19 protein-coding genes and 1 tRNA gene are annotated in these 24,015 nt (G+C 42.5%); 8 read left to right on the top strand and 12 right to left on the bottom strand.

Annotated elements, in window-relative coordinates:
- Positions 1-52 precede the first annotated feature (52 nt).
- The 4 genes from BMW98_RS19085 to BMW98_RS19070 all read left to right on the top strand — a co-directional run bounded on the left by BMW98_RS19085 (position 53) and on the right by BMW98_RS19070 (position 4,698).
- Positions 53-2,227: an acylase gene (locus tag BMW98_RS19085; protein WP_090260903.1), complete on the top strand. Its 2,175-nt coding sequence runs from the start codon at positions 53-55 to the stop codon at positions 2,225-2,227.
- Positions 2,228-2,322: 95 nt separating this feature from the next.
- Positions 2,323-3,402 carry a methionine aminotransferase gene (locus BMW98_RS19080; RefSeq protein WP_338060845.1) on the top strand — a complete coding sequence of 360 codons (1,080 nt, stop codon included), beginning with the start codon at positions 2,323-2,325 and terminating at the stop codon, positions 3,400-3,402.
- Positions 3,399-4,172 carry an amidohydrolase gene (locus BMW98_RS19075; protein WP_090260898.1) on the top strand — a complete coding sequence of 258 codons (774 nt, stop codon included), beginning with the start codon at positions 3,399-3,401 and terminating at the stop codon, positions 4,170-4,172. The genes BMW98_RS19080 and BMW98_RS19075 overlap by 4 nt, the downstream gene beginning before the upstream one ends.
- A gap of 82 nt (positions 4,173-4,254) precedes the next feature.
- Positions 4,255-4,698 carry a hypothetical protein gene (locus BMW98_RS19070; protein WP_090260896.1) on the top strand — a complete coding sequence of 148 codons (444 nt, stop codon included), beginning with the start codon at positions 4,255-4,257 and terminating at the stop codon, positions 4,696-4,698.
- Between the two features lie 183 nt (positions 4,699-4,881).
- On the opposite strand, the gene BMW98_RS19065 is transcribed toward BMW98_RS19070, so the two are convergent.
- Both BMW98_RS19065 and BMW98_RS19060 read right to left on the bottom strand, forming a co-directional pair.
- The gene (locus tag BMW98_RS19065) at positions 4,882-5,274 is read right to left on the bottom strand and encodes a hypothetical protein (RefSeq protein WP_090260894.1); all 393 of its coding nucleotides are present in this window, start codon (positions 5,272-5,274) and stop codon (positions 4,882-4,884) included.
- A complete protein-coding gene (locus BMW98_RS19060; protein WP_162844621.1) occupies positions 5,271-7,418 on the bottom strand; it encodes a T9SS type A sorting domain-containing protein in 2,148 nt (715 codons plus the stop codon). Before BMW98_RS19060 ends, BMW98_RS19065 begins: the two co-directional genes overlap by 4 nt.
- A gap of 85 nt (positions 7,419-7,503) precedes the next feature.
- Here BMW98_RS19060 and BMW98_RS19055 point away from each other — a divergent pair, with 85 nt between their 5' ends.
- Positions 7,504-8,790 (top strand): UDP-N-acetylmuramoyl-tripeptide--D-alanyl-D-alanine ligase, encoded by a 1,287-nt coding sequence (locus tag BMW98_RS19055; RefSeq protein WP_090260890.1) that lies wholly within the window; start codon positions 7,504-7,506, stop codon positions 8,788-8,790.
- 97 nt (positions 8,791-8,887) lie between these two features.
- Here the strand turns inward: BMW98_RS19055 and BMW98_RS19050 are convergent, their stop codons facing one another.
- From BMW98_RS19050 to BMW98_RS19035, 4 genes are read right to left on the bottom strand one after another with little or no spacing between them, the layout of a single operon-like run.
- Positions 8,888-9,826: a FecR family protein gene (locus tag BMW98_RS19050; RefSeq protein ID WP_090260888.1), complete on the bottom strand. Its 939-nt coding sequence runs from the start codon at positions 9,824-9,826 to the stop codon at positions 8,888-8,890.
- Between the two features lie 48 nt (positions 9,827-9,874).
- Positions 9,875-12,583 (bottom strand): TonB-dependent receptor domain-containing protein, encoded by a 2,709-nt coding sequence (locus tag BMW98_RS19045; RefSeq protein WP_090260887.1) that lies wholly within the window; start codon positions 12,581-12,583, stop codon positions 9,875-9,877.
- Positions 12,583-13,491, bottom strand: coding sequence for a FecR family protein (locus BMW98_RS19040; protein WP_090260885.1), 909 nt, complete (start codon positions 13,489-13,491; stop codon positions 12,583-12,585). The genes BMW98_RS19045 and BMW98_RS19040 overlap by 1 nt, the downstream gene beginning before the upstream one ends.
- A gap of 5 nt (positions 13,492-13,496) precedes the next feature.
- Positions 13,497-13,988, bottom strand: a complete 492-nt coding sequence (locus BMW98_RS19035) for an RNA polymerase sigma factor (protein WP_090260883.1) — start codon at positions 13,986-13,988, stop codon at positions 13,497-13,499.
- Positions 13,989-14,182: 194 nt separating this feature from the next.
- On the opposite strand from BMW98_RS19035, the gene BMW98_RS19030 reads away from it, so the two are divergent.
- Positions 14,183-14,257: transfer RNA gene (locus BMW98_RS19030), tRNA-Val, on the top strand.
- Between the two features lie 273 nt (positions 14,258-14,530).
- Here the strand turns inward: BMW98_RS19030 and BMW98_RS19025 are convergent.
- On the bottom strand, positions 14,531-15,613 hold the full coding sequence (locus tag BMW98_RS19025) for a glycoside hydrolase family 130 protein (RefSeq protein WP_245733648.1): 1,083 nt from the start codon (positions 15,611-15,613) through the stop codon (positions 14,531-14,533).
- A 31-nt stretch (positions 15,614-15,644) separates the two neighbouring features.
- On the bottom strand, positions 15,645-15,938 hold the full coding sequence (locus BMW98_RS19020) for a hypothetical protein (RefSeq protein ID WP_090261122.1): 294 nt from the start codon (positions 15,936-15,938) through the stop codon (positions 15,645-15,647).
- An 83-nt stretch (positions 15,939-16,021) separates the two neighbouring features.
- On the opposite strand from BMW98_RS19020, the gene BMW98_RS19015 reads away from it, so the two are divergent.
- Positions 16,022-16,729: a TIGR04283 family arsenosugar biosynthesis glycosyltransferase gene (locus BMW98_RS19015; protein WP_090260881.1), complete on the top strand. Its 708-nt coding sequence runs from the start codon at positions 16,022-16,024 to the stop codon at positions 16,727-16,729.
- Positions 16,730-16,780: 51 nt separating this feature from the next.
- Here BMW98_RS19015 and BMW98_RS19010 read toward each other — a convergent pair whose 3' ends face one another.
- The 4 genes from BMW98_RS19010 to BMW98_RS18995 all read right to left on the bottom strand — a co-directional run bounded on the left by BMW98_RS19010 (position 16,781) and on the right by BMW98_RS18995 (position 22,540).
- Positions 16,781-17,590 carry a thioredoxin family protein gene (locus tag BMW98_RS19010; protein ID WP_090260880.1) on the bottom strand — a complete coding sequence of 270 codons (810 nt, stop codon included), beginning with the start codon at positions 17,588-17,590 and terminating at the stop codon, positions 16,781-16,783.
- 128 nt (positions 17,591-17,718) lie between these two features.
- Positions 17,719-20,403: a valine--tRNA ligase gene (locus BMW98_RS19005; protein ID WP_090260878.1), complete on the bottom strand. Its 2,685-nt coding sequence runs from the start codon at positions 20,401-20,403 to the stop codon at positions 17,719-17,721.
- A 134-nt stretch (positions 20,404-20,537) separates the two neighbouring features.
- A complete protein-coding gene (locus BMW98_RS19000; RefSeq protein WP_139177699.1) occupies positions 20,538-21,812 on the bottom strand; it encodes a hypothetical protein in 1,275 nt (424 codons plus the stop codon).
- A gap of 266 nt (positions 21,813-22,078) precedes the next feature.
- The gene (locus tag BMW98_RS18995; protein WP_090260874.1) at positions 22,079-22,540 is read right to left on the bottom strand and encodes an Lrp/AsnC family transcriptional regulator; all 462 of its coding nucleotides are present in this window, start codon (positions 22,538-22,540) and stop codon (positions 22,079-22,081) included.
- Between the two features lie 230 nt (positions 22,541-22,770).
- Between BMW98_RS18995 and BMW98_RS18990 the strand changes: the two genes are divergently transcribed.
- Entirely contained in the window at positions 22,771-23,997 is a 1,227-nt protein-coding gene (locus tag BMW98_RS18990) for a Glu/Leu/Phe/Val dehydrogenase dimerization domain-containing protein (RefSeq protein WP_090260873.1), read from the top strand.
- Positions 23,998-24,015 lie beyond the last annotated feature (18 nt).

The raw sequence follows: 24,015 nt of genomic DNA, 5'->3' as shown, positions 1-24,015 counted from the left end.
GTTTTTAAATTCTGCTTCATAGGTCTAATTTTCTGTTCAAAGAATTACACCTATGAAGCATCTTTTTTATACCCTTCTCTTATTAAGTATTGTGGCTTGCCAGCCTGGTGGAAACACTGAAGTTGACCGCTGGAAAGCCCAAGCCGAAAACGTAACCATTATCCGCGATGATTTTGGCGTGCCTCATATTTATGGAAAAACCGATGCCGATGCTGTTTTCGGAATGCTCTACGCACAATGCGAAGACGATTTTCCGCGAGTAGAGCGCAATTACTATTGGGCACTTGGCCGTCTAGCCGAAGCGGAAGGTGAAGAGGCGCTATTTAGCGACCTTCGCGCGAGACTTTACATGACCATTGACGAGGCTAAAGAGGCTTATAAAGAGGCGCCAGATTGGCTCAAAGAACTGTGCCAAGCATATGCCGATGGTGTAAACTACTACTTACATACGCATCCAGAGGTGCAGCCAAAAGTGCTAACGCACTTTGAACCATGGTTCCCGCTGTTCTTTTTCGAAGGATCGATTGGCGGAGATATCGAGAGTGTTTCTACACGCAGAATTGAGGCTTTTTATGGTAAAAATGAAGCCATGGCCTTTGCTGATTTCCAAGAGCAAGAAGATGTTTTTGAAGAGCCAAAGGGGTCGAATGGTTTTGCTATTGCTGGAGAGCATACTGCTTCTGGCAATGCCATGTTGGTAATCAATCCGCATACTTCTTTCTACTTCCGTGGCGAATCGCAGGTGGTTAGTGAAGAAGGACTGAATGCATATGGCGCCACTACTTGGGGGCAGTTCTTCATTTATCAGGGTTTTAATGAGAAAAATGGATGGATGCACACTTCGACCCGCGTAGATTTTAAAGATGATTTTCTGGAAACTGTAGAAGAGCGTGATGGCAAACTGCAGTATAAGTATGGTGAAGAATGGAGAGATGTTTGGACTTCGGAAGTGACGCTTAAGTACAAAGACGGGGATCAAATGAAGGAGAAAACTTTTCCAATGTATAGAACACATCACGGACCGATTACCGGAAAAATTGGTGATCAGTGGGTGTCAACGGCCCTCAATTGGGAGCCGGTAGATGCACTTATTCAGTCTTTCCAAAGAACCAAAACCAGTAACCACAATGAGTTTTGGGACATGATGAAAATTCGTAGAAACTCATCGAACAACACGGTTTATGCCGATGCTGATGGAACAATCGCTTATTACCACGGAGATTTCATCCCGAAAAGAGACCCACAGTTCGACTATTCTCGCCCGGTTGATGGTAGCAACCCTGCTACCGACTGGCAAGGAATGCATGAATTGGAAGACATTATTACAATTGTAAACCCTGAGAATGGTTGGATACAAAACTGTAATTCAACTCCGTTTACAGCGGCTGCCGAATTTAGCCCTAAGGCGGAAGATTATCCGTTCTATATGGCACCGGACGAGGAGAATTTTAGAGGGGTGCATGCCGTAAAAGTGCTGAGTCAAATGGAAGACATGACTATTGATGATGTGATTACGCTCGCGCACGACCCTTATTTGCCAGCCTTCGAGCAGGTTGTTCCAGGCTTAATTCAGGCTTTTGACCGCAACCCTGCAAAGAAACGCGAATGGAAAAAGGCTTACGACATTATGAAGAGTTGGGATCTCACTACATCTAAAGAATCAGTTGCTATGACTTTGGCGCATTTCTATGGCATCGCATACTACGGCAGTGGCGAGGTGCCACGCGAAGGAAATGGCATGGAGCGTTTTGATTACCTTGGTACCGGTTTAGCCGATGCTAAAAAGCTGGCAATCTTCGAAACCGCGCTTAAGCAAATTGAAGCCGATTTCGGTACTTGGGAATTGCCATGGGGTGAGTATAACCGTTTTCAGCGCTTGTCTGGCGATATGGATTTGCAGTACGATGATGACCAACCGTCAATTGCTGTGGGAATGACTACAGGCCGATGGGGCGCATTGGCTGCCTTTGGCGCAAGGGCTGGAAAAGACACCAAAAAGATTTATGGTTACAGAGGGAATAGCTTTGTGGCTATGGTAGAGTTTGGCGACAAAGTAAAGGCTAAGTCTATGTTGGCCGGTGGCCAAAGTGGTGATCCGGATTCTCCGCACTTTCATGATCAGGCGCAGCGCTATGCTGATATTGAGTTTAAAGATGTGCCTTTTTACAAAGCAGATGTTGAGGCTCGCGCGGAAGAAACTTATAAGCCTGGGCAAAGACAAAAGTAGCTTGCTTGGGGCGTTTAGCCTTGTATCTTTGAGTTATGCAGATTAGCTCAAAACTCCCAAATGTAGGGATAACAATATTTACTAAAATGTCTAAAATGGCACTGGAGTACGGTGCCATTAACCTTTCTCAAGGTTTTCCTGATTTTGATGTTGCGCCCGATTTGATCGACCGGGTACATCATTATATGAAGTCCGGAATGAACCAATATGCACCCATGCCGGGGGTGCCTGCCCTTCGCGAAGCAATTGCAAACAAAACGGAGCAATGTTATGGCTACAAGCCCAATGTGGATACTGAAATTACGGTTACCTGCGGGGCTATTGAGGCGATTCATAGTAGTATTTCGGCCTTAGTTAGCGCAGGGGAGGAAGTCATAATAATGGACCCGGCATACGATGCCTACCAACCAATTATTGAACTGCAGGGTGCCAAAGCTGTGAGGGTTCCACTAACCAGTGCTTATGCTATCAACTGGCAAAGTGTGGCCGAGGCCGTTACGCCTCAAACTAAAATGATACTAATCAATTCTCCGCATAACCCGAGTGGGGCGATCATTTCTGAGGAGGACTTAGCAGCGCTTGAAGAAATTACAGCGGGTACCGAAATATTGGTGTTGTCGGACGAGGTCTATGAGCATATTGTGTTCGATGGGGAGATGCATCAGTCAGTTTTTAAGTCTGAAAAGTTGAGGAAACGCTGTGTGGTTACAGCATCTTTTGGTAAGACGTTCCATGCCACGGGTTGGCGTATGGGCTACCTAATAGCGCCTGAAGTGCTGACTACCGAGATCAGAAAAGTTCATCAGTTCAATACGTTCACCATACACACGCCAACCCAATACGCTTTGGCCGACTATCTACAAAATCCTGCGACTTATGAAGCAGTGGCTAAAATGTATCAGCAAAAGCGAGACTATTTCTTAAAAGCGATGAAGCCTTCAAAATTCAAACCCATTCCTTCAAATGGTACTTATTTTCAGCTCATGGATTATTCAGCTATCAGCGATAAAGGTGATATTGAGTTTGCCGAATGGTTAACCAAAGAAGTGGGTGTGGCTGCCATTCCAACTTCGGTTTTTTATGCCGATGGACGAGACAACAAGGTGTTGCGGTTTTGTTTCGCGAAGCATGAAGATACATTGAAAGCAGCAGCCGAAAAACTTTGTGCATTATGAGCAGTTTGAAATTAGCCCTTATTCAGTCCAGTATTCATTGGCATGAAGTACAGGCCAATTTGGCCATGTTCGAAGAGAAGATTTGGCAAATTACTGAGCCGGTAGATATCATAGTTTTACCAGAGATGTTTCAGACTGGTTTTACAATGGAGACCTCGCTTGCCGAGCCAATGAACCTTACCACTTTTAAGTGGATGAAGCAGATGGCGGCACAGAAAAAGGCAGTGGTTACGGGTTCTTACATTGTGAAAGAAGGCGAGAAGGTGTTTAACCGTTTGGTTTGGATGTTCCCCGATGGAACTTATAAAACTTATGACAAACGCCACCTTTTCCGAATGGCGAATGAAGATCAGCACTTTGATGGGGGCAGCGAAAAATTGGTGGTGCAGTACAAAGGCTGGAGTATTTGCCCACTTATTTGCTATGATTTAAGGTTCCCGGTTTGGTCTCGTAATGTCGACTTGGAGTACGATCTGCTGCTGTATGTGGCCAACTGGCCAGCCGCCAGAGTGAGCGCTTGGGATGCACTGCTAAAAGCTCGAGCAATTGAAAACGTGTCTTATGCTGTTGGTTTAAATCGAGTTGGTGAAGACGGATTGGGTATTGCCTACAATGGCCATATGGGAGCGTATTCTCCCAAGGGTGAAACGCTAATGTTTTCTGATAAAGAAGAAACCGTGATTGTGACACTGGAGAAAGGGGAGCTAGATAGATTCAGAGAAAAATTTCCAGCCCAGCTAGATGCTGATAAGTTTTCGATAGAACGTTAGTTTACTTTGCTTCCCTCGTTGGTGTTGTCACCAACGAGCTGCAGGCTTTATCTGTCATACTCAATCAAAATAAACTGAGACTATGTTTAACATATTTAAAAAGAAACCTAAGGAAGTGCCGCCTTTCCATGAACTTGAAAAGTCGGAACAAAAAGATCAATTTTTTAAAAGGCTTTCGCAATGGGACTGGTTAGACTCAGATACAATTCATGTTATTGATAGAAATGCTCCAAGAATGATTACCATGGATCCTTGGCCTCAATTGGTTTTTCTAAGTGCTAAAGGACAAATTACAATTTCGGAGTTCGTTTATGAAATGGTAGGTAAATACGGGAGGAGTCAGACTGTACCGGAGGAATTAGATGTAATTGTTCTTGATACAATTGATCGTCTAATTAATGAAGGTCTTATTGCTTTATTGAATGAGCAGGAGGTACTTCCGTACTATATTGATTTGCCTACAAGTATGCAAGAGAAGGAAAAAGCAGAAAGGTTGATGATTAGAGATAATTTTCTTAAAAAGTAAAAACTACTTCGCCACCATCGGTGTCCTCACCGATGGGATTTGCAACAAACCTAGTTTTTGGGTTGATTCCTCGGCTACGCCTGACTGCGCAGGCAGGCTCGGAAAAGAAAGGGAGTGGAGGTTGTTTCAAGGATTTTGTTACCTCTCGTTGGTGTTGTCACCAACGAGCTACCAAGTTTTTCATCAAAGGGAAGCTGCGAATGCATTTTTCACTTCCTCCCAATCAATCTTATTTAGCTGATACTCTTTTTGGGGATTCAACATGCTAATTGTTTTGGAGAGCATGTCATGCTCTCCTTCCCAAATGACAGATACAGACTTTTTATGCCGCCTTATCGTTTCTAATAGTTTGCTTAGTGGGCCGATTTTTTCGTTTGGAAGTGCATCGAGGTGTAATAGAATAATGCCGCTTTCTTCTATAAACTCAACACCTCTTTTTAAGTGGTAAAGATCCGATTGATTGTCTGCCTCAAACTGAATAATGCTTGGGTCAATCGCCTTTATTTGTTCGCCAATTGGCGATACAAACTTCACTTGTTTAATGGGTTTTAGTTGTAGGTAGCAATAGAGCTTCATTTTGTTACGATTACTTTCTTGCTAATGGTTTTTCCTGTGTCACTTACCAATCTTAGTATGTAAATACCGGCAGGCAAGCCTTGCATATTCACGGTCAGTTGTTCTCCTGCGGTAACAGCTATGCTTGTTTTGATAGTTTTACCATTCGTGTCGTAAATGGTCAGAAGGCCTGTATCGCTACTAATAATTTCTAAGTCCGTAGAAGTAGGGTTGGGCCGAGTGAGTAGCTGAATATCTTCTCCGCCACCTTGCGCATTACTCTCATTTTCAAGGTGGTAAATTCCGCCCTTTAGCGTGCCGATAAAAACATCGGGTTTGCCTGAGTTGCTCACATCGGCAGTGCTTAAAAAGTTCTGTGTGCCAAAGGCAGAAGCTCTGGTGTTGTCGCCAATTATCAAGAGACTAGTATGCGGGTTATTCGCTTCGAAATTCATGTTTATCGGCCCTTCAAAAAGCCGCATTTGTCCAGAGTTATCAATGGTCAGTAAGTCGTCTGTGCCATCTGCATCAAAATCTGCTACAGCCACAGAAAGGTTCAGACGGTCGAAGTCATCTTCAATTCCGCCAAAGCCATTGATTTCTGCTCCAAAGGTGTTGTTGCCTTCATTTAGAAATAGAGAGAGACTGCCAAATTGGTTTCCAACAAGCAAGTCTGGTTTGCTATCATTATTCACATCATAAAAATGTGGGTTTTCGGCCCTGTCCAGGTTTACATTTAGGGTTTGCTGCGATGCAAATGTTCCATCTTCGTTTCTGCTGTAGAGGAACATTCGTGTGTCTCCGATACCGAAGGTAGCTTGAATCAAAAGGTCTTCAATGCCATTGCCGTTAAAATCAATGAACTGAGGCTTTAAGCCAGTGGCGTTTAAATTGAGTAAGGCTAAGTAGTCTTCGCTTTGAAGCTCAAAATTTGGGGCAAGGGTGTTTCCCGTGTTTTCAAAAAAGTATAACTGCCCTTTAAAGTCACCCGTATTTAGTTGGCCTCTGGTGCCAATAAAAAGGTCTAGGTCTCCATCTGCATCAGTGTCGGTAAAGGTTGGGTAGGTGTTTTCGCCTAAGTCCAGCATTTCATGCTGCAGAAAAGGGGATGAAGCTTGAAACGTTGGAATATCTACTGTGCCTGTGTTTTCATAAACCTTAACATGGCTGCTGAAATTAATAAGGTTACCGATGTTATTGTCGGCATTGGAAGCAATCAATAGATCGGGCAAGCCATCTTGATTAATGTCTTCCATAAAAGCACTTGGGAAGAAGGGAAAACCTGCAGGGTTGTCGAGCGGATAAGACTGAACAGAAGTCATTAGTGCATTTTCGGGCGTTCCTACATTCTCCAAAAAGTAGAGCGTTTCACAAGTTTCGTCTGCACTTATTATGTCAATATCACCATCGTTATCAGCATCAAATGGCAAAATGAGTTTTCCACCTGCGTGCTCAACGGCATTTGGAGCCATTACATCGTTTGGGGCATTTGTTGTTGGGCAGGTTTCTCCAAAAACGAACGAGCTACAGTCGCACTCTTGAAAGTCGCCCCAGCGCCTTTCGGCCCTTGTAAACGAAAGGCTACCGCAGCTCCCCGTGTTTTGGTAATAGTCTACAGTACTAGTGGTTCCAAACCGAAAAACCAGCAAATCTAGCACTCCATCACCATTAACATCTGTAATGCCTGGAATGTCCGTTGCGGCCAGCTGAATGTTGGTGCCGGTATCGAAGGATAGAAAATCTGCTGCTATTTCCCAACTGATGGCTTCGGCCGTGCTGGTGTTTCGGTATACTTTAATGCCAAGTGCGGTGGTGGTAAAAATGTCCTTTTTACCATCGCAGTCATAGTCCTTTAATATCAATAGGTTCACTACATCTTCCGGAAAATATTGGGCGTAATCGCTTGACCATACATATTCGCCATCCAAGTTGAGGTAGGTGGTGATTTCGCGTGCCATGCGGTGGTATATAACCAAATCTTCGGTACCATCACCATTCAGGTCCATTGTTTGAAACTGTGGCGAATTAAGTCCGCCTTCCCATGCACGAGATAAAGCGGTTCCGTTAAAACTCAAAGGAATTTCATGGGTTTGTTTAAACTGAAACTGGCCAATTAAGGCTTGGGGGAGCAAAGAAATTAAGGTCAGTAAAAGAAAACTTCTCATGAAATAGCAAGGTAAATCGAAAATGCGCTGCATTCAATCCATGTTAACGTTCTTTTTGATAAAGCTGTATTATCTTGCCCCACTTATGAGCACAATCGAGCAACTTTATAGATGTTACAAACAGAGTACAGGAGTATCTACCGATACCCGAACTGTTCAACAAGGAAATATTTGGTTCGCTTTAAAAGGGCCTAACTTCAATGCGAATAGATTTGCCGATCAGGCGATTGAAAAAGGAGCAGCTTATGCTGTGGTAGACGATGCTGCTTATGTGAAGGATGAGCGATATCTACTCGTAGAGGATGGGCTAAAGGCTTTGCAGGGCTTAGCTACTTACCACCGCAACCAGTTGAGTATTCCGTTTATGGCTATTACTGGGTCGAACGGGAAAACAACTACAAAAGAGTTGATGCGCGATGTGCTGGCTACTAAGTATAATGTGCTGGCCACAAAGGGAAATCTCAATAATCATATTGGGGTTCCGCTCACTATATTGAGCATAGATGAGGAAGTGGAGTTTGCCATTATTGAAATGGGGGCAAATAAGGTAGGCGATATTGCTGAGTTATGCGCAATTGCGGCCCCTGATTATGGCTTGATCACTAACATTGGGCGTGCACATTTAGAAGGCTTTGGTGGAGTTGAAGGTGTTATTCGAGGTAAGACGGAACTTTATCACCACCTAATCAAAAAGGAGGGTAGAATTTTTGTGAACTCAAATGCTGAAGTGCTTAAAAATATCGCTGAAAAGCGTATAGATGAGCCGATTTACTACCCAAATAACGGAGACTTTTTAGTGGCTCATCTTATTTCTGACGTTGATGGACTTACCATTCAAACCGAGGGAAAAGAATTCAAAACACAGCTTACTGGCCGATATAATTTTGAGAATATTTGTGCGGCTCTGTGTTTAGGCAAGTTCTTTGGTGTTTCTGCAGAAAAAGCTACTGAAGCTGTGGCGAATTATGTTTCTGATAATAACCGATCGCAGCTGGTTCAAATCGGAACCAACCAGGTAGTGTTGGATGCTTATAATGCCAATCCATCGAGCATGGATGCGGCATTGAGAAATGTAGCGGCCAAAGCTGCAAAACATAAAATAGTGGTGCTAGGCGATATGTTGGAGTTGGGTGATGATACCGAGAAAGAGCATGCTGCTATTGGCCAACTAACCCAAACCTTAGGTTTTGATGAAGTGGTGTTTTGCGGAAAGCACATGGCCAGTGCAAAAGCTGCTAATACCGAAGCCTTGTATTTCGAGAAGAAGGAAGCCTTGAAAGCCTATTTTAAAATGAACCCTCCTAAGGATAGTCTGATATTGATAAAAGGGTCTAGAGGCATGAGCTTAGAAACACTTTTAGAGGATTTATAAAATGAATGAGGGATGGCACCACCCATCCCTCAACCTCAACCTAAGAATTGGTGAATGAATCGCTTAACCTTAAGATTCTCCACCAATATTTTACCCATTATTTATCACTGAAACGAACTACTTTTCCGCCTTGCTCAAGCTTGGCATCGTAGCCCATTGTCAATTCTATGGTTAATATTGCATCTCTTATTGCCTTGGTGCTAAACGTACCAGACGAAGAGGCATTAAGTTCGTCTTCACTTAAATCGTGTTCTATCGTGACATCAAAAATGCGCTCCATTTCTTCGAATATTTCACGTAGAGGCATGCTTTCGTAGTCAAACTCATTGCTGCGCCAAACATCGGCACGTGTGGCATTAACGGTTATCGGGTCATCAATAGTTCCGTCTTTTACCTTTACCATTTGGCCTGGGTTTATCACCGTTTTTTGTGTGCCACTGCTGTTGCTTACCTGTACTTTTCCGGTTTTACAAACTACTGTCAGTTGTTCGTTGCGGGTACGAACGTTAAAGCTGGTGCCTAGTACTTCCACTTTACCAAAAGGAGTGATCACCGAAAAGGCTTTTCCTTTCTTTACTTCGAAAAAGGCTTCTCCATCAAGTTTTAGCGTTCTTTGTTCGGACCAACCTGTGTTGAATGAAAGGCTGCTCGCGGCATTTAAAAATGCTTTAGAGCCATCGGGTAGGTTAACCTCCTGAGTTTCGGCAAGTGCAGTGGTAATTGTTCGGGAATTAGTGTTAAAAAGGAAAAAAGCACCTAACGTTAAGATGAAAGAGGCCGCTATTCCGATGATCCAATTTCTTCGCGAAATGGATACAACTTTAGGTGAAGAGAATGAAATCTTGCTTTCCAGAGCTTCCCACGCTTGGGAATTAGACAATACACGCGGAATGTCCAAGTTTTTGCTGCCTTCTACAAGCCTTTCAATGTGCTCAATTTGGTCAGCATCAGGGGCAATATTACGTGCCTGTGCTGAAGAGATTTGACCCTCTAACCATTGCTGCTCCCAATTGATATGGCGCTTTTCTCCTTTCATTAACACCTGTATTACCCACCTAAATGTATATACCCTACTATGGGTATTTTAAAAGTTCAAATTGAGGAATACGGATGGTGTAAAATCAAGCAATGTGAGGTCTCTGTAGAGATTTTCAGGGAGTGTTGCATTGGCTCCCTGGCCAATTAATTCCTCCAATTCTCCTTCGTTTAATCTTCTGCTTTGCACGTTCAATCTGTTGTAAACATTGAGCAAGGAGAGTCCTACTTCGCCTTTCATATGTTGGTTTTGGAATTTAAGGGCAATGGAAACATCTAAGCGATGGTAATTGGGGAGGCGCTCGATGGTGCGCGTGTTGTTGTCAATATTGTAGTTGATAACCTCGCCTTGGTTGTTTCTCACAAGTGATATTTCGGGCTGGTAAAAGGGTAGGCCACTTCCGTAAATCCAGGTGGTCGAAAAATTCCAGCGATCAGACTCTAGAATATTCACGAACTTGAATTCGTGCCGCTGGTCTTGGCGTGATGGTATTTCGTTGCCCCTATTTACTTGCTCGAAAGTATTATAGGCCTTGCTGTATGTGTAGGCTACCCAGCCTTGGTACCATGCGGCAGTTTTCTGAATTAATAGGTCTATGCCCTTGATTTCTCCTGCGCCCGAAATTTCATCAACAATTGCCTTTCGGGTATCTTCAGAATGGTCGTAAATGTGCGAAATGTTCGTTTCGTTAATTCCTTTTACGTTTTTCTTATAAAGCTCAATATCGGCCAGCCAGTTGTTCTTTTCGTATTTAAATCCCAGAATGTAATGGGCTGCATTAAGTACCGGCCTGTCTGTGTTTGTGCCGGCCAAATGCCAACCTTCTCTCGAATCTGAAAGCGGGTCGTTAAAAGTTACATCTTGAATAAATTGGTAGTACTTGCCTCCTGAAGCTTTTAATTGAACACTTGGCGAAAGCTGATAGCGAAGTCCGTAGCGTGGCGAAAAGTAATTTTCGTTTGTCAGTGCTGTGGTGTTGTATCTTCCGCCAAAGTTCAGTGTTAACTTGTCTGTAATGGCGTATTCGTCTTCTAGGTAGAAGGAAATCACACTACCTTTTTCCGTTGGATTTTCCGAGCCAGAAACGGTGTTTAAGTCTTCGATAATCCTTTTGTTTTCTACAGTGAGATCGGAAACGTTTAGTCCAAAATCTAGGCTGTGCCGTTTGCCAAGCGTTAACTCGTTGCGGTAGTTTATTTGTAAGTCTTTTATCGCATTTCTTCTTAATAAACGATAAAGGCCGACTTGCTCCCCACTGTCGTCTTTTGATTGGTATTCGTAAAAATAGTTGAAGAAGTGCCTTGAATGAGCAACCTGAAGGCTAGAGTAATAATTTGTATTCCAACTTCTGGACCATGTAAAGCCGAGTCCATCGTTTCCCCACTCAGCCTTTTCAATATAGCTGTCGGCCATTTCTATTTGCGATGGGTCATTGTCTGAAAATTGCAACACGTTAAAGTCGGTGTCTAGGTCGTCTCGCCCGTTGTAAAAACTTACGTTTACTATGTCTCTTTGCGAAACTTCGTAGGTCGCTTTTACATTCATGTCATAAAAATGAAAGTCTGGTCGAAGCACATCGTCAGTATCTATTGGGTTTTGTTGGTTGCCTATTTGTCCCGACTGTGTACGATAATTTTTGTAGAGCGATTCAAACAGGTTGCTCCTAATGATATCCGTATAGGCTCGCCTTGCACTAATGTGGAAAGCACCTTGACCGCCATTTAGTGGGGCGTTTACACTCATTCTGGCACTCATTAAGTTGATGCCAAGAGAGTAGCTTGGCTCGTTGAAGTTACCTGTTGAGCCTGTCATGTCTACTACTCCGGAAACGCGGCCGCCATACTTGGCACCGAAGCCACCTTTATAAATCTGGATGTCGCGAATGGCATCTGCGTTTATGGCACTAAAAACGCCAAAAAAATGGTCTAGCCTGTAAATTGTAAAGCCATCAAAAAGAATGAGGTTGTCGGAAGATGGGCTACTTCTAATGTTAAGATTTGAGGATGTTTCGTTGGTGCCACTTATGCCTGGTAGTAGTTGTAACGAACGGAAAACGTCCATTTCACCGAGGCTTGGAAGTACGGCAAGGTTCTTTTGGTTGATGGTAATTTGAGAAACATCTTCTCCATAGCTAATGGTTTTGTGGTTGTTTTTCACCACTTCAAAATCGGCTAGTTTTAGCGGAGCCTCTTCCATTCTTACCCTTAAAGTTTGTTTGCTTAGCCCAGGTATTAATTTGAGCTTATGGCTTTCGTAACCTAAATAACTGGCGTATAAGGTGCTTGTGTCTGTAGGTACCATGGGCAATGAAAAGTAGCCGTCCTTATTTGTTATGGCCACTCTGTTAGATCCATGTACGCGAATGATGGCGTTGGGAAGGGCTTCTCCTGTAATGGAATCCTGTACTATGCCAAATACGGTGAGGTTGAACAAGCGTGGGGTGTCCACATTTACCGAGACCTTTTTAGGGGTCAGAATGATCTTTCCATTTAATGTTTGGTAGTCAATACCTTTTTCGCCTAACGCCTCAGTTAAAAAAACTTCTAGCGTTTTGTCGTTGTAGTTTCCTGTAATTGTAATGCCGCTTATTAAAGCATCGTCATAAGCGAGTTTTAGCTGGTACTTAGTTTTTAAAAGCCTTATTACTTTGGTGAGCGGAGTTTGGTCAAAATTTTCTGAGATAATAATATTCGTGGGGCCTTGCGCATTAAGGCCTAAACAGATGAGAAATAAGGCTAAGCATATGGCGTTCCGCACTATTCAACAATTACTTGATCTCCTTCGGTTTGGTAGCTCAACCCCATTGGTACAAATACCAACTCTAGGGCTTCCTCCAAATTATCGCTACTAAAATAACCCGAATAATACCTTTCTGAAAGATCTGTTTTGCTGGTGATGTGAATGTTGAATTGCCTTTCGAGTGCTTTTACTACATTGGTAAGCTTGGCAGAGGTGAAATAATGTTCTCCGTTTTGCCAGCGCCCAACTTCGCTAGGTGATACCTCGTCTGTACGAATCTTGGAAAAGACAGCCGTTCCGTTGACTGTTTCGGTATAAGTGGCGCTTTTACCTCCGATTAAAATGGTTTCCTTTTCTCCAAAAGTTGTTTTTACAATACCGGTTGCACAAGAAACCACAGACTTGTCATCACGTGCATAGATATTAAAGGAGGTGCCCAGTACTTCAACTTTTCCATTGGGGAAGTTCACCGTAAAATCTTCGCCCTCTTTTACGTTAAAAAAGGCTTCGCCAGTTAGGGTTATGGTTCTGTTCCTTTCCCAATTTTCCTTGTCGTATTCAATTTTGCTATCCGCGTTTAGCGCTACCGTGGAGCCATCGGGTAGTAGTTCCGCCAGTGTTTTTCCAGCAGGGTTTTCAATGATTGTCAGCTCGGCTTCGGGTATAAACTGAAATATCACCAGAATTATAATGGCTGCTGCGGCAATAAGCATTAGCCCCCTTTTAGCAGTATTTGGCTTGAAAGAGATTGTTTTGCCTTTAGACTTTGTATCAATTTTTGCTTGAATAGCCTCCCATGCGTTGGTTTTAGAGGTGAGAGAAGGAGCTTCTAAAGTCTCTAGTTTTTCCAATACATCGGTTAGGTGTTTTGCATCCTTCTCAGGTAGGTCGTTTAGGTAGGTCGATATGGTGGAGTCTTTCCTCAAGCAGTTTAAATTTTATAATCTAAGTTGTTTCTTAGATGTTCTAGCGCTCCATGCATGCGTTTTTCAATTGCTTTAACACTAAGGTTCAATCTTTCGGCTATTTCCTTATAAGTTAACTCATCTATCCGATTCATAAGAAAAACTGTGCGTTGCTTTTCGGGCATTGCCGAAATAATGTTTTCGAGCCGCGTTCTAAATTCTTTTTCTTCGAGCGCAAATTGTGGCGACTTTTCTTCTTGTCTTGTCTTATGTTTCTCTACAAAATTGAGGACCACTTTGTCGTGCCTAATCTTGTTAAGCAGCATGTTGTTGGCTATGGTATAAACGTAACTCTTTACCGTATCAAGATTTACTTCATCACGCTTCTCCCAAAGTTTGACAAAAACATCTTGAGAAAGGTCTTCGCTTAGGGCAATATCTCCACATTTGAAGTACAGGAAATTTTTGATCGGGTTGTAATATTGATCAAATATGTTTCTGAACTCGCTTAAGGTCATGAAGGATGGAAAGGTTATGGTGAATGCAAGATAAATAAAAAACGCTTGAGGCCTTTATAAAGCATGTTTTTTAGTGTTGAAGAAAAAAGTTAAAATTATTTTTAGTGTAGTGTTTGCAATAATGAAAACCGGTGTTACCTTTGCACTCCCAATCGGATAAAACGCTGCTCAAAAGCAGTCAAAATCCAGAAAAAGGGCGCTTAGCTCAGTTGGTTCAGAGCACCTCGTTTACACCGAGGGGGTCGGGGGTTCGAATCCCTCAGCGCCCACATCAAATACAAAGCTGCATCGATAGATGCAGCTTTTTTCGTTTCTAGACCAATAGAAGCTTGCTTCGTTTTGGGTTGGAAACGAAAAAAGGCAAAAGCATAGCTTTTGTGGCTTTTATTAGCAGGAGTGGTCTCGCCCCGGGATCACCGCAGGTAATCCCTACGATTTGCCTGTTGTTGACAACACCAACAAGGGCAGAAAGAAGTCAGGCTCTGGCATCACAACTCTGGATGTTTCAAAAACTCCAGCACATCGTTGACCTTCTATCGGGCTTACTGTTCAGCCACAGCCACTCCCACAAATGAATCTGCCGTGCCGTAATACATAAACCACTTGCCCTGAAAAGGAACTAGTGCCTCTAAAAATGTAGTTCCGGCTGCATATTGCCCCGTGGTTTCATGAGGAAGTGTGGGGCAAATAAAAGGCGTATCGAGGCGCATGATAAACTTGGAAGGGTCTTTTAGGTCGAAAAGCGCTTGACCTCCACAGTAGGTGCCTTTGGCAATATTTGGGTCGGCTATGTCTCCTTCATCATTCTTTCCATTATAGATAAGAAGAATGCCTTGCTCGGTCAAGAGGGCAGGCGGGCCTGGTTCAGTCAAAAAACTATCAAAATAGCCTGTCCTTGTCTCCATTACTATGGCTAAGTTATCGCCATCTGTTAGTGGTGTCCAGTTGATTAAGTCTTCGGAGTGCGCAAGGTTTACGCCTCTCTCGCCAAAATACATCCAGTATTTTCCGTTTACTTTAGTGGCTATCAGTTCATCGCCTTTTCTTTCTGTAACAATAGAACCCGACTTGCTCCAAGTGTTTACAAACTTTCCTTCGAAAGCATTTAAAAGTGCAGGGCCATGTTTCGTCCAATTTTTTAAATCACGACTTGAGGCTACTGATAACCTGGCGACATCTTGGTTCCATGAAGTATATGTCATAATGTAATTTCCATCGGGAGCTTTTACCACGCGCGGATCTTCACAGCCACCAGGGTAGTCCCATTGCAGGCTTGTGGAGTCTGGGTAGACAACAGGCCTATCATATTTATTGAAATTCATTCCATCTGTACTCCAAGCCAAGCCTATGCGAGAAGTTCTTCCACCTAAATATGCTTTAGGGTTGTCTTCTGCTCTAAAGAACATGAAAACAGTGTCGTTTTTTACTATTGCAGCTGGGTTAAAAACATCTGCTTTTTGCCAAGCAACTAACGTGTCGGAGAGTGGATCGGCAAACACATAAGAACTGTCTGCAGTCATAATAGGGTTAAAATCAGGTTTCTGAAAACCAGTTAGCCAAGGTGTTTTGTCTTCCGAGCAAGCAAAAAATGTACAGGCGATAAGGTATAGATAGAACTTTTTCACCTTGAAAAATAAGTAACTTAATCAGAAAGTGCTAACCTAGCTTTTCGATTAAATCCATATGTTCTGATTGCTCTTTGCCTAAGGATATTACAAGCGTGCCTTTAACGCCATCATCAGTGGTGATTGCAATTAGCTCCGACTCATCGCTTGGGTTTGTCATTCCGTCAAAGCGGTAGCGCTCGTCAACTTTAAGCCGGCTCGGAGAATATTTCTTTGAGGAGAGTGTGGCGATAAAACTGTCTTTCTCAGCTTTGAACTGCTCCTTATAGCCTTCATCGGCCAAATCACTCATTACTTTGGAAAGGGTTCTGTCGGTAGTCTTCATATTTATAAAACAAACAACACAGTCTATTGTTGTGTTGAATCTGAAAACGGTGGGTTCTTCGTATATTTTGATAAAGTGTAGCATTGAGAATTAGTATTATTATACCAACCCTAAATGAGTCGGCAATAATTGCCAGTCAGGTTGAAGATATTAGGCATAAGGCCAGCGGTTCTGAGGTGGAGATTATTGTAGTAGATGCCAAAAGTCCAGATGGTACCGCTGAGCTTGCCAAGGCAGCAGGAGCTAAAGTTCTTTCGGTTAATAAAGGGTGCAGGGCTAAGCAAATGAATGCCGGAGCTGCTGCTGCAACTGGCGAGGTTTATTACTTTGTTCATGCCGACCTTACGTTACCTCATGGCTTTGCCGATGATATTATAGCTGGCGTTAACTCTGGCAACTCTTATGGCTGTTATCAGGTCTGTTTCGATAAGCCAGTTAAAGGGCTTAAATTCAATAGTAGTCTTTCAAAGTATCAGGGTATTTTCTTTCGAGGTGGCGACCAAACGCTCTACATAACAAAGCCGTTTTTTGAGAAAATTGGCGGGTTCGATGATGAGGTGGTAATAATGGAGGATTATGAAATACTACTAAGGGCTAAGAAGCACGAGAAAATCAATATTATGCCAAGGAAGGTTGTGATTTCAGCTCGTAAAATGGAGGAGAATAATTACTTCAAAACCAACGTGATTAACGTGCTGGTGTTTACGCTTTTCTTTTTAGGTTTTTCGCAGAAAACATTGGTAAATATATACCAAGGCTTTGTGAAGGGGGCTAAGTATTCAATAAAATAAGAGGCTGTCTCAGAAGCTAAATACTTTTGCTTTTGAGACAGCCTCAAATAATTAGTTCGATTCGTCTAATGCTGCGAGTAACTTAGGGTCTGTGATCTTCTTTTTCTCACTATTGAATTTGTCATCTAGCCCTTCGCACTTAAAACAGTAAGCCCTTATGTAGTTGGCAAATTCCTGTGTTACTTCCGTGTCTAGCCCGTCAATTTTCTTAAGTTTTTTAAGTGCTTTTTTTGATGCGCCTCGCAGGGCTAAGTTTAAAACTTCATTCAGTTCGGCTAATTGACCAATGACTTGGTCGTCTTTTTTTGTTGCCTTTTTAAAGTAGCGATTACTCGCATTAAAGAACTGGTTTGAGAGGCTATTGTACTCTATGGTTTTGGCTACCTCTTGATAGGCCACAGCGGTTTGAAAGAGGTTTTCGCTATTTTCTTCATTTTCTAGATTGTTGAGCGCAACATACATGTCTTTCAGGTCAGCGGGTAGGGCTTTCAAAACGCTTAGGTATTCGTTTGCTCCAGAGAAACCTGTTCTGTCCCAAAGAATATCTCCATCAGGTGTCATTATGGCCACTCTAGGTATACTGCTCACGCTATACTTTCGTGCCAGTGCCTGATGGTTGTCTACGTCTAGTTTAAATGCTACAAAGTTGTTGGCCAGAGATGTCATTTCTTCCGACTCCCATAAATCACTATCCATTCTTTTGCAGGGGCCACACCAAATAGCCCAAAAGTCTACAAGTAGAAGTTTTCCTTCTCGGAGGGCTGTTTGTTTGGCGCTCTCCATATCATAATGCCAGTTTATTTGAGCTTGACTTGAAAATAGTATAAAAGAAAAGAGTGATAGAAGTATTGTTTTGCGCATGATTTATTGTTTTGAATAAGTTATGAATGAACTTACCAAAACAATATTTAAAACGAAAGAATTAGTTTGATTGGTTGTTAAAAAAGCAGCCCTTTCGAGCTGCCTTTAAAAATGTGAGTTCTCAATTTCTAACCAAGCGAAGCTAACTTCTCTTCCAATACCTTGATTTTAGATTCGGCATCGGCTTGCTTCTTCTTTTCGCTGGCCACTACTTGCTCTGGCGCGTTATTTACGAAGCGCTCATTACTCAGCTTTTTCATTACTGAGTTTAAGAAGCCTTTGGTGTATTCCAGTTCTTTTTCGATCTCTGCTTTTTCAGCTTCTACATCAATTGAACCTTCTGGCATTGGCAGGTAGAATTCATCCGACTTAATTACAAAGCTTAGTGCATTGTCAACTTTGCTATCGGTAAACTGAAGTTCGCCAATGTTACAAAGCTTTTTGATCATGCCATCAAAGCGTTCGTATGCCGCAGTGTCCTTCGCTTTAATGAAAAGGTCGAGCGAATCTTTAGGCGAAAGCCCTTTGCTACTTCGTGCATTTCTGATTTGCGAAACTAGCTCAAACACAATCTCTGCCTGTTTGGTCAATGCCTCGTCAGTACCGCCAATTACTGGCCAAGCCGAAACAATGATGTCCTGTCCTTCGGCCCTTTCTCTCAGCTCACTCCAAATCTCTTCGGTAATAAATGGCATGAAAGGATGTAATATCTTCATGATCTTTTCGAAGAGGTTGAGCGTAATTTCGTAAGTGGCCGGGTCGATTGGTTCGCCATAAGCAGGCTTAATCATTTCTAGGTACCAAGAACAGAAGTCGTTCCAGATGAGCTTATATGTAGCCATTAGCGCATCCGAAATACGGAATTTACTGAAGTGATCTTCGATCTCTGCAAGTGTTTCGTTAAAGCGAGAGTCGAACCACTGAATAGCGACTGCGTTTTCTGTCGGAGTTGCTGTACCTCCAACTTCCCAGCCTTTTACTAGGCGGAAGGCATTCCAAATCTTGTTTGCAAAGTTTCTTCCTTGCTCTACTAATTTTTCATCGTACAACAAGTCGTTCCCAGCAGGCGAAGAAAAAAGCATTCCTGTTCTAATGGCATCTGCCCCAAATTCCTTTATCAAGTCAAGCGGATCTGGTGAGTTGCCTAGCGATTTGGACATTTTTCTGCGCTGCTTGTCGCGTACAATCCCAGTAAGGTACACGTGCTTAAATGGCTTTTCGTCCATGTATTCGTAACCAGCAATAATCATTCGAGCTACCCAGAAGAACAGAATCTCTGGTGCTGTTACCAATACATTGGTTGGGTAGAAGTAGTCTAAGTCGGCATTTTTGCCCTTAATTACTTTTCCAGTTTCCTTATCAAAACAGTCATCTTTAAAACCATCGAAAACCGCCATAGGGAACAGCCAAGAAGAAGCCCAAGTGTCCAGTACGTCCTCATCTTGATTCAAGTCTGCAGCCGTTAAATTGCTGTTGCCTGATTTTTCTTTGGCTAGTGCAATTGCTTCTTCAATGTTCTCGGCAACAACAAAATCATCATCGCCTGTGCCGTAGAAGTATGCAGGAATACGCTGACCCCACCATAGCTGGCGAGAAATACACCAGTCGCGTACGTTCTCCATCCAGTGGTTGTAGGTGTTTTTAAATTTGGCAGGTACCAATTCTACTTCATCGTCCATTACTACCTGGTGGGCAGTTTTGGAAATATCTTTCATGTTGATGAACCACTGAAGCGAAAGCTTCGGCTCAATCACAGTGTTTGTTCTTTCTGAACGACCAATTTTTGTAGTGAACTCTTCAAAGCCCATTAAAATACCGGCAGCATCAAGGTCTTTGATGATTTGCTTACGAACAGCAAAACGCTCCATGCCCACATAGGCTGGCACGCCACACTTTTCGTTCATAGTTCCATCCAAGTTGATGGTGTCAATAACCTCCAGATTATGGCGCTGGCCGATTTCATAGTCATTCGGATCGTGAGCTGGTGTAACTTTCAAGCAACCCGTACCGAATTCAATTTCTACGTAATCATCGCCAATAATCGGAATTTCACGATTTACGAAAGGAACGATAGCTTTCTTACCAATTAGATGCTTGAAGCGATCGTCTTTAGGGTTTACGGCAATACCGGTGTCACCCATAATAGTTTCAGGGCGCTGAGTGGCGATAACCAATGTCTCATCAGAGTCCTTGATTTTATACTGAACCTTGTAAAGCTTAGAAGTTTCTTCCTTGTCAGCATAAATTACCTCTTCATTGGAAACGGTGGTTTGGGCTTCTACATCCCAGTTTACCATTCTCCAACCACGGTAGATGTAGCCTTTTTTGTATAGGTCAACGAATACCCGGATTACCGCTTTGTAATATTCATCGTCCATGGTGAAGGCAGTGCGGTCCCAGTCGCAAGAAGCACCGAGCTTCTTTAGCTGGTCTAGGATAATGCCTCCGTATTTTTCCTTCCACTCCCAAGAATACTCCATGAACTCGTCTCGGGTAAGGTCCGATTTCTTAATGCCTTTTTCGCGAAGCATGCGAACAACCTTTGCTTCTGTAGCGATAGACGCATGGTCGGTACCAGGTACCCAAAGGGCTTCTTTGCCCTCCATTCTTGCCTTACGAATAAGCACATCCTGAATGGTGTTGTTCAGCATATGCCCCATGTGTAGCACACCTGTCACATTCGGTGGCGGCATGACGATGGTAAAGGGCTCTTTCTGCGGGTTGACCTTAGCATTGAAGTAACCTTTTTCCATCCAATGTTGATACCATTTGTCTTCTACAGACTGCGAATTGTATTTCGTTGAAAGTGACATGTATTTGTACTACTTAAAAATTGAGGTGCAAAAATAGTTGGAAAAGCTGGAAGCTGGAAGCTGGAAGTCGGAAGATTGGAGAGTAAACTATGTAAAGATGGTTATTGACACCATATGAAGTGTTATGTGCGAAGTTATTTACCTAGTCTATATCCCAAGGTAAGATATGTCCTTCTTAAGTTTGTTATTATGGCACCGCTGTTGGTCATGCCATTACTTCTTTCATGCCTGAGGTCAATGGAGTATTTAGAGAATTCGAATCCACCACCAAAAGCAAAACCAATTTCGTGTTTTTTTGTAAAGCTTATTGCCTTTTCCTCTTCTGTTCTAAAGCTGCTTCGGAATGTTATTTCGTCAAAGCGTTTATTCGTTTCACTTATTACGAAGCCATTGGTGATCCCTCCATTAATTTTCAGTCTGTTATTCCCAATAAATAGCCTAAACTGGAGAGAGTTATATAGTTTCAAGTAGCTATATGCTAGATCTGTGGTGTAGTAGGTGTATTGAACTTCGTCTGTATAGTCTAAATAAACATCATCTGTTTTGAAATGAGTGAATGATAGGTCATTATAAAGAGACCACTTTCCTAAGTTTCGTGGGAAAAGAATGTTAAGGCTAACACCAAAAGTTGGGTCTATTGAGGGATCAAATTTGCCGTACTGTAGGTAGTCAAAGACACTACTCTGAAATAAGTAAGAGGTATGAGTTGCCCCAGCAATTACGGCAAATTCAAGCTGTGTTTTGCTTACTCGGTTCTCGCTGTTATGAATTACCCCCATGCAGTTATAGTATGTCTGGAGAGCCCTAGTCAAGCTTTTTTCGTAATACTTTGTTCTTTGAAGTGTTCGTTCAATATCGCTACAGCCAAACAGGTATAGGTTTAATTGCCCTAGAAAATTGTTGTTTTCAAGAACTCTAGGTTTGAGGTCAATATATTTGATGTATTTCTTGAATTTTAATAGCTCGTATTTGCCGTCTGTTTTTATATAAAAATTATCCTTTCCGTCATCAGCTTTTAATTTGTATAGAGACTTTTCGCCTGAGATAATCTCTAGTAAGAATGCCCTGTGTTCCTCTAAAATCAATTCCGGAGTTTTGCTCAACTCTGAGGATGGGCTCAATGGACTCACTTCTATTTCAATACTTGCACTGAAGTATTTATCTCCTTCAACAAAAAAGGAAGTAATATCATTAGGGGAGAAAACCTCTAGCTGACCATTGGCGCCTTTGAACTGAATGCTTGAAGGGTTTTTGTCCCAGTTTAGATATTTTATTTGACCGTATAGCGTGTCTGCTTCAGTAGTTACGAGTAGGGCATCTTTGAATAAATTTTCTTGAGCTTTTAGAGAACTTATTTTAAAGAAGACCAATAAAAAAACTAAGCAGTAGAGTTTGATAAATGATTTCAAAGTGAAAGAATAAAAAAATGAATTCTTAAAATAATGAGAAAAGTAAGGTGAGCAAAAGTGAGGGAGTCAAAAGTGTGGATTTGACAACAATCTTTAAACCTTATAAGCCGTGGTGTGTGTATTCTCAGAAAGAACAAAAGAACTTTGAACTTGGCCACCGCGCACCCTAAATCCCTAAAGGGACCAGCCCGCTTGGCAAATGAAAATTGAATTAGTTAGGGATCCCTTCAGGGACTGAGGGCTTTTGTATTTTAAGTGAAGAATTACTAAACCTTATAAGCCGTAGTGTGTATATTCTCGGAAAGTACAAATGAACTTTGAACTTGGCCAAGGTTGGCGATGGTCGATAGTTTGTTAAGGACGAATGCTTCGTACACCTCCATGCTTTTAACCACTACCTTCAAAAGAAAGTCGAAATTACCGGCAATGTGATAGCACTCCATTACTTCTGGATATTGGCTCACTTCTTCTACAAACTTTTCAAGATACGCGCGGGAGTGCTTGGTAAGGCTTATCGAAATAAAAACAATAAGTCGGAGTCCGAGCTTTTTGTTGTCCACCAAGGCTACGTATTTTTTAATCAGGCCTTCTCTTTCTAGTCTTTTTACCCGCTCAAAAACCGGGGTAGTGGAAAGGTTGAGCTTGTCGGCAAGAGCTTTGGTTGTTATTCGAGCGTCTTGCTGGGTGATCTCTAAAATCTTAATGTCGGTGGCGTCTAGTTTAAGCATAGAATATTTTTCTTCAAGAGGTTCGAATTTAAGTCTTTAAAATTTGAATCTACTATTATTAGATTTGTTATTGGTTGAATATTCTAATTGTATGACTGGTTGTGGTGATATAGTATAAATTGATGCGCTTCTCTATAGATTTGTAATAACGTTTCATGACTTCATTCAGAGCGAGCTTCATTGCTTCGCTTCGTTCTGGATGACGAATCGGAAGCAGGATTTATGAACCTATGGAAGAATTATTAGAGAAGTTTGAGAATAAAAGGCCTGAGATTGTTTTTGAGTGGAACGACCCAGAAACAGAGGCTGAAGGTTGGGTGGTAATCAACTCATTGCGCGGTGGTGCAGCTGGTGGCGGAACTCGTATGAGAAAAGGCTTGAATAAGCGCGAGGTTGAGTCGCTAGCAAAAACCATGGAAGTGAAATTTACCGTATCAGGCCCTCCAATTGGTGGTGCCAAGTCCGGCATCAATTTCGACCCAAATGACCCGAGAAAGGAAGGCGTATTACGCAGATGGTTTACAGCTGTAAGTCCGTTGTTAAAGTTCTACTATGGAACAGGTGGCGACTTGAACGTTGATGAGGTTCATGAGGTGATTTCTATGACAGAGGAGGCTGGGATTTGGCATCCGCAAGAGGGGGTTTTTAATGGACACTTTAAGCCGAATGAAGCATCAAAAATCAATCGAATCGGTCAGCTAAGAAATGGTGTGGTGAAGGTGATTGAAAATCCTTTCTTTTCGCCTGACGTAACACGCAAATACAAAATTGCAGATATGATTACTGGCTACGGAGTGGCCGAGGCAATCCATCACTATTACGATATCTGGGGCGGAGACTATAAGTCGAAGCGAGCTGTGATTCAAGGCTGGGGAAATGTAGGTGCTGCCGCAGGTTTCTACCTGGCGCAAATGGGCGTTTCCGTTGTCGGAATTATCGATAGAGATGGCGGTGTGTTGAAACAAGAAGGTTTCACTTTCGAAGAGGTCCGCGACTTATTCCTTAATAGAAAGGGTAATCAGCTAGTAGCTGAGGATATGATTCCTTATGAGGAAATCAATGAGCAGATTTGGGATTTAGACTTTGAAATCTTTGTGCCGGCAGCTGCTTCTAGATTAATCACTAGAGAGCAGGTAGATCGCATGATCAAAACTAAACTCGAGGTGGTTTCTTGTGGGGCGAATGTTCCGTTCAATGACCCTGAAATCTTCTTTGGAGAGACTGGTTTGTATGCGGATAGCAACCTTTCTGTATTACCTGATTTTATAGCTAACTGTGGAATGGCACGCGTTTTTGCGTATCTTATGCAGAGAGGTGTGGCGCTTACTGACGAAGCCATTTTTGCGGATACATCTGAGATAATCGCTAAAGCCTTGAAGAATGTACACGGCATTTCAAATGACCGTACCGGAATATCAAAAAGGGCGCTAGGCTACTCACTTGAGCAGCTAGTCTAACCACGTTTTTAGAGAACT

This window comes from Roseivirga pacifica, assembly GCF_900111145.1.
GTDB lineage: Bacteria > Bacteroidota > Bacteroidia > Cytophagales > Cyclobacteriaceae > Roseivirga > Roseivirga pacifica.
Note: the sequence above shows the minus strand (reverse complement) of the source record. Positions and strands in the feature narration are given on the sequence as shown.